Below are 12,481 nucleotides of genomic sequence, written 5' to 3'. Positions count from 1 at the left end.
AGCGCGTTGTGCTTCTTGTTGAGCGCGTTGTGCTTCTTGTTGAGCGCGTTGTGCTTCTTGTTGAGCGCGTTGTGTCTCTTGTTTTATTTGTTCTGCGGGCGTGAGATACCGTTGTCCTTGCTCATCATACCAATACATCCATTCTCGCGTTACACCGCAATAATTTCCCCTTTCGCAACCAATTCCTAAGCCAATTTCTGGTAGCCAAACGGGGTTTCCTTCTTGCAATTCATACTTACCATTAACTAATTTATGTACTTCCAGATGTGGTTTGCGGCGACGACGAGACGAATAAATTACATAATAAAGTACACCCAAAGCCTCATATTCATCCAATTTAGTAGTGTATTCCTTACGATAATTTTGGGAAACTATTTCTAGCGCGAAAATCGGTACAACATTTTCATCCCACAGCACATAACTGGGACGCAGTTCTTCATCATAAAACCGCTCTACCCCTAAGCTCAAAAACCCATCTGGCACAATGGGAGGTTTATCGGGGTGATAATAAATACCCATATCTATACCAAAGAGCCAATCCATGCGTTCTGACCAAAGTATTAACAGGATCGCCTTTAGCAAGCCTGGTATTAATTCTTGCAGTTCATTATCCACAGGCGTTTCATCAGAATCTGGTAGTTCCTCGGCTGAGGGCAAGTACCTTGGCAAGTTGTACTCTAACATGGCTGGTTTCCCCAAAACTCAAAGGATATTTGGCTCTATTTGGCTCACCAGAATTATAGCGATTTCTCCGCAACTATATCATTAGTTTACTACTATATATTAGGTACTCCACTGACACTAATTGACAGCTTTTAACTACTAGACAATCTTAAATCTGTCGGAATCACGAGCAAAAAAATTTATTTGATGCCCAGATTCTAACTGTTACAATCCGATTATCTCGATGATGCAATGTTTTGCTTTGACTAAAAGATACCACTTGTGGTATTGATAAACAGTCAAGATTCCACAGATATAATAGTTACTAGCTTGTTTGTTGGTTGTGCAGAGCATTGCCTCAGCTAAAGTTGCAGCCCAGTCAAGAATGCAGGCATTTCTACCTCAATTAAGTAAGTTGCTTAAGATGATAAAATTTTGGTAACTCTTAACTATTAATAAATATATAGGTACTAAGTGCTATTCATGCTTTATATTTAGCGACAGGGTGGTGCAAACAGCCACTCACATTCAAATACTTAGGAGGCAGTACCCACCGGGAGCAACTCACGCTTTGATACCATTAGCACGCAACGTAAGTAAAGGTTAAGTTGATATTAAAACGAATAATTTTTGCTGAATTGTGACAGATAAAGACTAAACTAAAAAGTCTTGTGCAGCAAAACCTGTAGCTTTAAATGAAGTAATCATGTCTAAGGTTCTTGTCTCAGATTCTATTGACCAAGCTGGAATTGACATTCTTTCGCAAGTTGCTACTGTTGATGTCAAACTAGGTCTAAAACCAGCAGAACTGATCGAAATTATTGGTGAGTATGACGCGCTGATGATTCGCTCTAGTACGCGCGTTACCCAAGAAATCATTGAAGCTGGCACTCAGCTAAAAATCATCGGTCGTGCTGGTGTGGGTGTGGATAATGTGGATGTTCCGGCTGCCACCCGCCGAGGAATTGTAGTAGTCAATTCTCCAGAGGGAAACACAATTGCTGCGGCTGAACATGCGCTAGCGATGATTTTGGCTTTGTCTCGCCATATCCCCGATGCTAACGCTTCGGTGAAACGCGGTGCGTGGGATCGCAATAGCTTTGTCGGCGCGGAAGTCTACAAAAAAACTCTTGGCGTTGTCGGTTTGGGTAAAATTGGCTCTCATGTTGCGGCTGTAGCTAAGACAATGGGGATGAAACTCCTAGCTTATGACCCTTTTATTTCTACAGACCGAGCCGAACAACTTGGCTGTCAGTTAGTTGAGTTAGATTTACTCTTCCAGCAAGCAGACTATATCACCCTACACATCCCCAAAACCCCAGAAACCACCCACTTAATCAATGCCACAACCTTGGCAAAAATGAAACCCACAGCCCGAATTGTCAACTGCGCTCGTGGTGGGATCATTGATGAAGTAGCTTTAGCAGCAGCTCTGAAAGCGGGTAAAATAGGCGGTGCAGCCTTGGATGTGTTCGAGTCAGAACCACTGGGTGAATCTGAATTGCGATTGCTAGGCAAAGAAGTTATCCTCACTCCCCACTTGGGAGCCTCTACCGCAGAAGCTCAAGTGAATGTGGCTATTGATGTTGCCGAACAAATTCGGGATGTACTTTTAGGATTACCAGCGCGTTCAGCCGTCAACATTCCCGGACTCGGCCCCGATGTATTAGAAGAACTCAAACCCTACATGCAACTAGCAGAAACTCTAGGTAATCTAGTGGGACAGCTAGCTGGCGGACGGGTGGAAGTACTCAATATTCGACTACAAGGGGAACTTGCGACCAACAAAAGTCAGCCTTTGGTAGTAGCTGCGCTGAAAGGTTTACTTTACCAAGCTTTGCGGGAACGAGTAAATTACGTAAATGCCAGTATAGAAGCCAAAGAACGCGGAATTCGGGTGATTGAAACCCGCGATGCTTCCATTCGAGACTATGCCGGAACGCTTCATCTAGAAGCCACCGGCACTTTAGGTACTCACTCTGTCACAGGCGCTTTGTTGGGTGAACGGGAAATCCATTTAACTGATGTTGACGGTTTCCCAATTAACGTCCCACCCAGCAAATATATGTTGTTTACCCTACACCGCGATATGCCAGGGATTATCGGCAAACTCGGTTCTCTACTCGGCAGTTTTAATGTGAATATTGCCAGTATGCAAGTAGGTCGTAAAATCGTCCGTGGTGATGCAGTAATGGCTCTGAGTATAGATGACCCTTTACCAGAGGGCATTTTGGATGAGATTATAAAAGTCCCTGGTATTCGGGACGCGTATACAGTAACACTATGAGTGCTGAGTGCTGAGTAACGAGTGCTGAGTAAAGAAAAGTTAGGAGTGAGTAGTGAAGAGTTAAAAGTTAAAAACTTCTAACTCCTAACTCCTAACTAATAACTCCTAACTCTCTCAAACTCAGCACGGGCTAAACGCCCCGCTTCCGCTAACAGCACTCACGACTCAGCACTTAAAAATGGCAAACACCTGGTGGGAACTACAGATTGTATGTGAGCCAGACCTAGAAGATTCGATCTTTTGGCGACTGGAAAATTTTGGCTGTCGTGGAACAGCTAGTGAAAACAAAGGAAATTCATCTTTAGTCAAGGCTTATTTATCGACAATTCAAACGCAGCTGCTAGATTTAGCAGCGCTATCGCTGTGGCTGCGTCAAGATGCTCTCTGTGTAGGAGTTTCATCTCCCTCACTGCAATGGCAGTTAATTGATGAGGAAGATTGGGCGACTAGCTGGAAACAATATTGGCATCCGCAGGAAATAGGCGATCACTTCCTAATCAACCCCGCTTGGCTACCATTACCAGAAACAACGGAGCGGTTAGTGATTCGTCTTGACCCTGGTGTAGCATTTGGTACGGGCAACCATGCCACCACTCAGCTATGTTTGGAATCCCTGGAAATGCGGCTAAGTGGAGTTCCTCAGTCATTTGTAGGTACTAGTGGCAAACATGAACATCTGGTAATTGCGGATATTGGCTGTGGTTCTGGTATCCTTTCCATTGGGGCGCTGCTACTGGGAGCAGAGAAAGTCTATGCAGTAGATAATGACCCTTTGGCGGTGCAATCAACTATCAGTAATAGTGCGCTGAACGATATTAGTCCAGAACGTTTACTACCTGCACTGGGAAGTGTAGACGTTTTGACAAAACTGCTTGAAAATCCAGTGGATGGTATTGTTTGCAATATTTTGGCTCATGTAATTATTGAATTAATTCCAGAAATGAGTGCGATCGCTAAACCTGAAACTTGGGCTATCTTCAGTGGTATTTTACTAGAACAATCTAAAGGTGTTGCTGATGCTTTAGAACAAAATGGTTGGGTCGTTGCTACCCTGTGGAAACGAAAAGAATGGTGTTGCTTGAATGTACGGCGTTCTTAACTCAGTAAGGTGGTAGTGCTTCGCCAACGGCGGGCGGTTACGCCATCGCAAAGCGAATTTGACTACAATCCTTAGAAAGAACTGCAAAAACCTAATGTCTAAAAAGCCTGATTCACAGTTACAAAATCTTTTTGCCGCCCATCACTCAAGCGACTGGCAAGAAAAATTAGTGCAAGTAGCCTATCGTTTTAACCGGGAGTATCAACGTGAAACCTTTGAACTCCCAGCAGAAGTACAGGCGATGCCAATATTCCGGGAGTGGATTGGAGGTAGTTTCTCAGGGAGAATTGCTTCCCCTTTCTGGGAAGTTGCTAAACCTCAAAAAAACCAGCACTGTATAGATATTGGCTGTGGTATCAGCTTTTTAATCTATCCTTGGCGGGATTGGCAAGCATTTTTTCATGGGCAAGAAATCAGTAATGTGGCACGGGATACTCTTAATTCTCGTGGGCCACAGTTGAATTCTAAGCTGTTCAAAGGTGTTGAGTTGGGAGCAGCTCATCAGTTAAACTACTCACCAGAGCAGTTTGATCTAGCGATCGCCACAGGATTTAGCTGTTATTTTCCACTCGAATACTGGAATGCTGTACTAGCAGAAGTCAAGCGCGTATTAAAACCAGGTGGACATTTTCTCTTTGACGTTCTCAATCCAGAACAGCCTTTAGCAGAAGATTGGGCAGTTTTGGAAACCTATTTGGGGGCTGAGGTGTTTTTAGAGCCTTTGGCTAAGTGGGAAAAAACCATTAAAGCGGCTGGTGCTAAAGTCGTAACGCACAAATCAGGGGAACTATTCGAGTTATACAAAGTGCGGTTTTAAAAATACTATTACTCAGGGATAAGTGGACTTGATGGATCTAAAGAAGTTGTAAAAACAAAATAGATTACTCCAGCGCCGAGAATCATCACAGCGATACTGAACAGCAACACCCAACGATCTGTCGGTTCATAAGTATCTTCTTCGATATCACGGCGGACTGCGAAATAGTGTGCCGTTGATAGCCACACGGTAATCAAACCCACCAGCGAGAAAACTAAACCTAACTTCCAGCCGTTGCCAGGACGGGGTATTAAAGGTACTTGGAAAGCACGCAAACGCACGATGACGACACCAAAACCTAAAAGAGCGATCCCTGTCCGCATCCAAGCGAGGTAAGTACGCTCATTTGCCAAGTGATCTCGAATTCGGGACGGATTCAGTCGTCCTGGCTTTTTTTCATCTTTATCTTCTTCTGTAGGTTTCGATTTTAACTGCATCAATAACACCTTTATCCCCAAAGCGGCTCTTATCAAAAAAATACGGAGGTAATAGCAAATCTCCTTCCAGATGACTTGCACCCAGCGCAATAGTTGCGCTAATGAAATATACCTGTTGTGATTGTACATTTTTCTCAAAATTTATTTTAATGCAGATATCTAAATAAAACAAGCCTAAGATTGAGGATAAATAAATACAAAAAAACAGCCAAGATCAGAGAGGTTTTTACCAGTACAAGTCAGGTTTTTCCTCTGATTTTGGCTGTTACCCTATTTAAATTGAGAACAATTATTCAAAAATAGATTATGCAGTTGTATCTCAAGACTGATTGCTAGGCGCATTAGGAACTCGTGTATTTATGATAGCCTGCGATATATCTGGGATAAACCAATTAGCCGTTTTGCTGTTAAGAACTTTCACAGTCGGAACATTTAAGTCAATCGCAGCAGTACCTGGATTTGTTTTAATCACCAACTGAGTTCCATCAAGTATTTTTAGAGCAGCCGGCCCTGTCAACTCTTGACCTTGCCCATTAGGACTAGAAGTGAAATTTGCTACCTTGACATCATTCGCTAGATAGATGCCATCACAATCCCAGTTGTTTTCAGTGGACTGACCATTAGCTAAAAAATACAGGTTATTGTCGTATACGGCATCTTCTTCGTCTTCATCATTTGGTCTTTTGCCATATATAGCTATAGTATTACCTGTTTGGTTTTCGCATTGACCCCAGTTAATTCCCGTCTCTAAAGCATATTTTTGCAGTGTTAATTCTTCTGTTCTCTTTTGAATTTCTTCTGGTGTTAGACCTTCAACTTGAGTTTGGGCATCTTTTGTCTGAGAAAGTTCTTTCAGAGCTTTAGTGACTTCGATATAGTCAGGGTTTTTGCTAAACTTTGGTCGATCAGCAAAAGAAGGTTGAGCAAAGGCTAGATTAACCAAAATCATCAAGACAATTAGCAGAGATTTCCAGATTTTCATGTTTTGACTCCTGTTGATGGGTAAGATATTTTGCAGTTTGGAATTCATTCTAGTGAGAAAATTCATGATACACCTCTTCTTAGATACTTAGTTTCTATTGTTCTTCACTCGACGGCTGAATATTGAAACCTAAAATTAATGAAAATATATAACTAGAAACTACAGATAAAAGAGTCCAAGTAACATTCTCTGTAACAATAAATATACCGAGTCCAATCAATATACAAGGCACAAAAGTATTGCCATTCTCTGTTAAAAAGTTAGCGATCGCAGGTAAATAGGTTAACTTATAAGCGGTATAACACCATACACCCACCATCGTAAAAAATACACTTAGTATCACTAGCAGACTATCTAATTCCGAGTTGGCAAACAGAGGCACGTAAACGCTGATATTATCACTACCATTCGCAAAGGCAATCGCAGCTACATTGCATGTTTGCGGAGAGATAAAACTGGCAAGTACAGAGGGACAAGACGGTTCGGTTTCTTCTTCAGATTCCTCTGGTGAATCCTCTTCGCGTTTTAGTAAACTACTCACACCAATAATTATTGGCATTAAACCAAGTAGTCTAATCCAGTCTTGCGGTATGATCAGTCCACCGAAGAAACCGGGAAGACTAGCAACGATTAATGCAGCAAAACCGAGATACTGGCCAGCAAAGATGTGACGATTGCGGAACGTTTTATTTATTTGTGAAAAAAGCAACGTCAGAATGACGATATCATCGATGTTGGTGGCAGTGAATGCGGTAATCCCTGTGATAATTGCAGTTACGAAATCGTTCATTTGTGGAAGTCCTTATTTTCATGCTTGGGAATTAGACATTGGGCATGGGGCATTGGGCATTGGGCATTGGTTATTTCCCCCCTGCTCCCTCTGCTTCCTCTCCTTCCTCTGCTTCCCTTGCTTTCTACTTGGTCGTTTGAGTCCGTGCCGAAGCTTTGATTTATACTTTAGTCAAACTAACCGATAGAATCAAATGCTTTTGTTTGTCAAAATGATAAATGAAAGTGATTAAAAATTTTACAGCAAGTTGTAGGGATACCATAAATGGCAGGAATGACGCTTGAGCAGTTAAAGATTTTTCTGGCTGTGGCGCAGCACTTACACTTTACTCGTGCAGCAGAGGAGCTTTATATTACACAACCTGCCGTCAGTGCAGCAATCCACAACTTAGAGCAAGAATACGGTGTGAAACTGTTCCATCGGATTGGTCGCCATATCGAGATTGCTGAGGCTGGTAAATTATTGCAAGTGGAAGCGCAAAAAATTCTCGATCAAGTCTCCTTGACTGAAAGAGGATTGCGAGAATTGAACAATCTGCAACGGGGTGAATTAAAATTAGGGTCGAGTCTGACAATTGGTAACTACTGGCTACCAAGTAAGATTAGTGAGTTTAAGAGCCGATATCCCGGTATCCAGATTGACTGTAGCCTTGCCAATACAGAAGAGATTTGTGTCGGAACGGCGACAGGACAGTTTGATTTAGGTTTGGTGGAAGGAGATGTGAAGCCAGCACTTCAGAGTACTCTAGAGTACGAAATAGTGGGGAGCGATCGCTTACAAATTGTAGTAGGTCAAAAACACCCTTGGTTTGAATGGGGAGAAATTGACTTAAGCCAATTGACTCAAACCCTTTGGGTGATGCGAGAACCAGGTTCTGGAACCCAGCAAAGGTTTGAGGAAGCCCTACAAAATTGGGGAATCAATCTCAGTGAACTAGATGTAATTTTAGTGTTCAATAGTGGAGAGATGACAAAAGCAGCGATCGAAGATGGTGTCGGTGCAATTGGAATTTCTGAATTGATGGTAAAAAAAGAAATACAGTTGGGAACTCTGCGGGCAATTCGAGTGATTGATAATAGAGAGGGTAAAGGTGCGATGCCTACGGCGGGCTACACCTACGCAGAAATAGTTCGACCTTTTTTCAAACTCAAGCATCGTCAGCGTTTTCAAACTGCTCTTTCCAAAGTTTTTGAACAAATGTTGATATCGTCTATGTTAGATGGCTCACATCAACATGTATCAAAATCAGTTATCTAAAGGGGTCTGGGGACTGGGAATTAGGGATTGGATGCCAAATCAAAAAATTATGGTGGTTGCTCTTACCCACCACTAAATTTTAAAAAACTTTTTCCTAGTTTCCAGTTCTCAGTTCCCAATCCCTAATCCCCAATCCCCTTTACACCTTTCGCATATTTTGACTAATGGGGTCAAAACCTCTAGAAAACCGCGTGCTGTCATCGTAGTAAGCGCCAGTCAAATTCGCTCCATACAACTTAGCATAGTTGAGTTTTGCTCCCCGGAGATTTGCTTCATTGAGTTTGACACCGCTCAAATTAGCTCTCGTCAAGTTTGCTTTGGCTAAATTAGCTCTACTTAAATCTGCTCCCCAGAGTTTAGCTTTAGCTAGGTTCGCTCCACTCAAGTCAGAACCCCATAAATTGATTCCAGGCAAATAGGCTCCAATCAGCTTGTCCCTACTTAAGTTGACGGCTGGAAAATATCTTTCTCCTGCGGCAAAACGCCGTTTTAATTCCTCAGCATTCATGCGTTGCGTTCACCTTCCTTAGCAATACAGAAGTTATTTGTTCCCATTCCTGGCTTAGTTCTCCTAAAAACTCTGGCTGACCACTGCGCTGATACCAGTAACGGGTATTGTTCAAATCGCCTTCTTTGCGGTGCAGGTAAGCATGAACCCAAGCACTATCGGCATCGCTGGCATTTCCAAGTATTTCATGAGCTTTGCTCCAATCACCTTTTTTGTCATACCACATTGCTTGCAGCGCTTTTGGTAGCGTCTGGGGACATGAGCGCTGCTCTTCGATTAATCGCAGGAATTCCTCTGTATTCATGATCGCCACCTAACAAGAATCAAACTTCTATCTCTAAGATACTCTCCAGCTTAAGGTTAAGGGGAAAAGAAGAAGCAAGGGAACTGGGGAAGAAGAACTATTAATTATTGACCAATGCTCAATACCTTTCAAATCTGCTTTACTGGAATAATTTCAAACTCGAAAGTACTGATCAAACGGTCATCAATATAAACCTCTATTCTATGCTTACCAAGCGGATCGCCAGGAGCGATCGTCCAAAAATTCTCAATCACACCGTCTGGAGCCGACTGTGTGCGCCGTGTCACAGATGTAGTGCCATCTGCTGATATTGAGAAGTCTTCACCGTTATCTGTACCCCAAGTTTCTGGAGGTTTTGGTAAACGCAAGACTTCGCGCCATTTCACTTCACCTTGGTAGTCTTTGAGTTTAATCCGCCATCCGTAGGCGTTTCCTTGCTGAAGTGGCACTCTTGTTGTCTGGAAAATGGTAACGTTCCCTTTGGAGTCAATTCTCTTCAGCCCGAACTCAGTGTTACTAACAGTAATCTGTTTTGTATTCCTTGGCGCAGGAGATGAGATAACATTTTCTACCAAAACAGAAGTAGCGTTGATTGGCTCAGAACTTATGGCCCCAGATATTAGCCAAGAAGAAGCTAGCACAGCAGTAGTGGCCCAAATTCTCATTAGAATAGTTTTCCTGTCCGACTTTTGGTACTTATTCAAGTAATCTGACATGTTTTCCGGGCCAAGGCTATCTATGGTTGGACAAAAACGAAATTGCTTTTAATAATTGACAGATTCAGGAACTTAGAGAAAACTCGAATTCGATGAATAAGGCTTTTAAGGGATTGACTGAATTAAAAGCATGGTTTGCGAAAGGTTGGGTGAAGTCTACAGAAGTGGCTAAAGGTAAAGATGGAGTCTTGGCACACCCGTATTCACATATTTTGGCAATGGTGCCACCTTCATATTTCCCTAAATATTTTTACTGAGGCTTGACCGTATAACTTGCGTTAATTTGAGGCGTTGATACAAACTGATTTGGTGATTTCGTGTTTGCTCAAGCCTCAGACAGTAACTTTATTGCTTTTAACGTATCGTCTCAAAATAAGTTCCAACAAAATAAAAATGTACAAACCTTATCCGAAGTTTCGCCTATAGGTAAAATCTGGGACAAGCACAGAACCAATACTGATAAAGTCTTGCATTACTACGCCAAAGCAGACGAACATTATTTTCAGCAGTATGCTTGGCGGATGAGAATATGTTCCGAGTTGCTGAAGTTTCAATTAGTGCCAGAGGAATCGCAAGGTATTCTCAAGTTAAAGCTATCAGATGCTCGATTCTGTAGAGTTCGCCACTGTCCGGTTTGTCAGTGGCGACGCTCGCTTATGTGGAAAGCAAGGGCTTACAAAATTCTTCCACAAGTTGTCACTGATTATCCCAAGCACCGTTGGCTATTTGTCACCTTGACTGTAAAGAATTGCCAGATTCAGGAACTCAGGGAAAACTTGGATTTGATAAATAAGGCTTTTAAGCGATTTACTGAATTGAAAGCATGGCCTGCGAAAGGTTGGGTGAAGTCTACAGAAGTAACTAAAGGTAGAGATGGAGTCTCAGCACATCCGCATTTACATATTTTGGCAATGGTACCGCCTTCGTATTTCAGTCATGGCTATCTTTCTCATGCCAAATGGGTAGGGTTGTGGCAGCAGTGCTTACGGATTGATTACCAGCCAATTATTCATACTAGCGCGATCGCAAAGCATCATAACCCTTCACTACTCATCCCAGAAATTCTCAAGTATCAAGTCAAAGAGTCAGATTTGGTGGGTGATAGAGAATGGTTTTTAGAGTTAACCCGTCAACTGCATAAAAGTAGAGCGATCGCTGTTGGGGGTATACTCAGGCAGTATATGCGCGAATTAGAGGAGAAAAATCAAGACCTCATTGATGAAAGTGAAGAGACAAATGAGGTAGATAGGGAAAGTTTGTATTTCCGATGGGAGCGCAAGTTACAAAGATTTAATATAGAGTGATATCAGCGATATAATAAGAGCCGCATAATCCCTACAGGAAAAGGATTACATAAGTTTAGATCGGTAGATACTGTGGCTTAATCCGGCGAAAGGACAAAGACCAGCGTTCAGATACAACCGGAAGTAGTTCATGGGGAATACTAGAATCAAACTGGATAACCTGACCATCTTCAAGGTGATGTTCCTGATTATCAATGCGGAAAGTAGCACGTCCAATATTTACTAATGCTACCAAAGGTTCAAAAACGGAGTGGTCACGGTGTCGTTTCATGCCACCACCTGGACGATAATGGCAGAGTAAGGCACAATTCCATCCTGGAAGAATGCGATCGCCAAGTCGATTAACCGTCTCATCGCAATGTCCTTTCTTAATTAGCGCAGGGTTTAGTAGTATTACCTCATATCCAAACCATTTGTGAGTTCGACCAAAAGCAATCTCACTAGAAGGTATTGACTTCATGCCAAATTGATAATTGCACCAGTCATGAAGACTTTGAAGATCGCAACCAAAGTCTTCAATAGTTTTAGTTTCAAGTAAATTCATTATTAACTCCTAAAAATTTTAACTCTGAAAACCAAACTAATTACACCTTCCCTCAGCCCGAAGGGAAAGAAAAAAAATGCGTGGATGTTGGCATCACGACTATTGGAGTAAAACTCTTTATTTCTTTTCACTTGGAGAGATTAAAAAAGAGAAATTACGCAACTAAGCGAGTAGATGAAAGCATATCCTCATAATTTTTAGGCGTTAGCCTATCTTTTCTACAACCCGAAGAGTCAAGAAAAAAGAAATACCAGCCACCAAACGAGTTGATGACTGGTTAAATTGCCTTTACTTGAAGCTAGGAAATAGCTTCGATGATAAAGTTATAAAATCTCAAAATAGATGGATAAAAATAACAATGACTGATTCAAAGCCTATTCGCACAGTTCGTCGGGGAAGAATATTCCCTGATATTCAGTGGTCAGAAGAAAAAAAAGCTCAATGGAAAGCTCAACAAGAGGGATTTTACCAGCGCTGTAAAGTTATTTTTGACCAAGTTCAACCAGAGTTAATCAAAACTCACTACAACTGGTATATGGCTGTTGAACCTGAGAGTGGAGACTATTTCATTGATACAGATGAATTAGCTGCTATCAATAAGTCTCGCCAGCACCACCCGAATGCTCCGGTGTTTATATTTCAGATTAATGAAACAGGAATAGCTGGCACAATATAATTCAAGGCAGCTTTGGTGATGAGGAACAGCTATTCTTTGAAATGGGAGCAATGCGATTTTGTGAGATCATCATAAAGACAGCAGGGGAGCAGGGAGC

The 12,481-nt window shown here is 42.1% G+C and carries 15 protein-coding genes; 7 read left to right on the top strand and 8 right to left on the bottom strand.

The genetic code is table 11. From position 1 onward, the window contains the following. On the bottom strand, positions 1-684 hold a 684-nt coding region (locus ACFE90_RS23965; protein ID WP_375504970.1), incomplete at its 3' end, for a Uma2 family endonuclease. 685 nt (positions 685-1,369) lie between these two features. Here ACFE90_RS23965 and serA point away from each other — a divergent pair. The 3 genes from serA (at position 1,370) to ACFE90_RS23950 (ending at position 4,866) form a co-directional block, all read left to right on the top strand. After that, positions 1,370-2,950: a phosphoglycerate dehydrogenase gene (gene serA / locus ACFE90_RS23960; RefSeq protein ID WP_375504969.1), complete on the top strand. Its 1,581-nt coding sequence runs from the start codon at positions 1,370-1,372 to the stop codon at positions 2,948-2,950. A 178-nt stretch (positions 2,951-3,128) separates the two neighbouring features. Beyond that, on the top strand, positions 3,129-4,049 hold the full coding sequence (gene prmA, locus ACFE90_RS23955) for a 50S ribosomal protein L11 methyltransferase (RefSeq protein WP_375504968.1): 921 nt from the start codon (positions 3,129-3,131) through the stop codon (positions 4,047-4,049). Positions 4,050-4,143: 94 nt separating this feature from the next. Further along, positions 4,144-4,866 carry a class I SAM-dependent methyltransferase gene (locus ACFE90_RS23950; RefSeq protein WP_375504967.1) on the top strand — a complete coding sequence of 241 codons (723 nt, stop codon included), beginning with the start codon at positions 4,144-4,146 and terminating at the stop codon, positions 4,864-4,866. A gap of 8 nt (positions 4,867-4,874) precedes the next feature. Here the strand turns inward: ACFE90_RS23950 and ACFE90_RS23945 are convergent, their stop codons facing one another. The 3 genes from ACFE90_RS23945 to ACFE90_RS23935 form a co-directional block, all read right to left on the bottom strand. Continuing rightward, the gene (locus ACFE90_RS23945) at positions 4,875-5,303 is read right to left on the bottom strand and encodes a YidH family protein (protein WP_375504966.1); all 429 of its coding nucleotides are present in this window, start codon (positions 5,301-5,303) and stop codon (positions 4,875-4,877) included. A 319-nt stretch (positions 5,304-5,622) separates the two neighbouring features. Further along, positions 5,623-6,285, bottom strand: a complete 663-nt coding sequence (locus tag ACFE90_RS23940) for a hypothetical protein (protein WP_375504965.1) — start codon at positions 6,283-6,285, stop codon at positions 5,623-5,625. Positions 6,286-6,379: 94 nt separating this feature from the next. Next, entirely contained in the window at positions 6,380-7,075 is a 696-nt protein-coding gene (locus ACFE90_RS23935) for a cadmium resistance transporter (RefSeq protein ID WP_375504964.1), read from the bottom strand. A 264-nt stretch (positions 7,076-7,339) separates the two neighbouring features. On the opposite strand from ACFE90_RS23935, the gene ACFE90_RS23930 reads away from it, so the two are divergent. Then, positions 7,340-8,332 carry a LysR substrate-binding domain-containing protein gene (locus ACFE90_RS23930; protein ID WP_375504963.1) on the top strand — a complete coding sequence of 331 codons (993 nt, stop codon included), beginning with the start codon at positions 7,340-7,342 and terminating at the stop codon, positions 8,330-8,332. 139 nt (positions 8,333-8,471) lie between these two features. Here the strand turns inward: ACFE90_RS23930 and ACFE90_RS23925 are convergent, their stop codons facing one another. The 3 genes from ACFE90_RS23925 to ACFE90_RS23915 all read right to left on the bottom strand — a co-directional run bounded on the left by ACFE90_RS23925 (position 8,472) and on the right by ACFE90_RS23915 (position 9,809). Continuing rightward, the gene (locus ACFE90_RS23925) at positions 8,472-8,840 is read right to left on the bottom strand and encodes a pentapeptide repeat-containing protein (protein WP_335158296.1); all 369 of its coding nucleotides are present in this window, start codon (positions 8,838-8,840) and stop codon (positions 8,472-8,474) included. Further along, a complete protein-coding gene (locus ACFE90_RS23920; protein WP_375504962.1) occupies positions 8,830-9,144 on the bottom strand; it encodes a hypothetical protein in 315 nt (104 codons plus the stop codon). The genes ACFE90_RS23925 and ACFE90_RS23920 overlap by 11 nt, the downstream gene beginning before the upstream one ends. Before the next feature lie 128 nt (positions 9,145-9,272). Further along, entirely contained in the window at positions 9,273-9,809 is a 537-nt protein-coding gene (locus tag ACFE90_RS23915) for a hypothetical protein (RefSeq protein WP_375504961.1), read from the bottom strand. 113 nt (positions 9,810-9,922) lie between these two features. Between ACFE90_RS23915 and ACFE90_RS23910 the strand changes: the two genes are divergently transcribed. Together ACFE90_RS23910 and ACFE90_RS23905 are read left to right on the top strand one after the other, a co-directional pair. Then, on the top strand, positions 9,923-10,117 hold the full coding sequence (locus tag ACFE90_RS23910; RefSeq protein WP_375504975.1) for a protein rep: 195 nt from the start codon (positions 9,923-9,925) through the stop codon (positions 10,115-10,117). A gap of 60 nt (positions 10,118-10,177) precedes the next feature. Beyond that, positions 10,178-11,164: a protein rep gene (locus ACFE90_RS23905; RefSeq protein WP_375504960.1), complete on the top strand. Its 987-nt coding sequence runs from the start codon at positions 10,178-10,180 to the stop codon at positions 11,162-11,164. 55 nt (positions 11,165-11,219) lie between these two features. On the opposite strand, the gene ACFE90_RS23900 is transcribed toward ACFE90_RS23905, so the two are convergent. Continuing rightward, positions 11,220-11,708, bottom strand: coding sequence for a cupin domain-containing protein (locus tag ACFE90_RS23900; RefSeq protein WP_375504959.1), 489 nt, complete (start codon positions 11,706-11,708; stop codon positions 11,220-11,222). A 358-nt stretch (positions 11,709-12,066) separates the two neighbouring features. Here ACFE90_RS23900 and ACFE90_RS23895 point away from each other — a divergent pair, with 358 nt between their 5' ends. Further along, on the top strand, positions 12,067-12,384 hold the full coding sequence (locus ACFE90_RS23895; protein ID WP_375504958.1) for a hypothetical protein: 318 nt from the start codon (positions 12,067-12,069) through the stop codon (positions 12,382-12,384). Positions 12,385-12,481 lie beyond the last annotated feature (97 nt).

The organism is uncultured Nostoc sp. (genome assembly GCF_964245445.1).
Classification (GTDB): domain Bacteria; phylum Cyanobacteriota; class Cyanobacteriia; order Cyanobacteriales; family Nostocaceae; genus Nostoc.
This window is presented reverse-complemented; position numbering and strand designations above follow the sequence as displayed.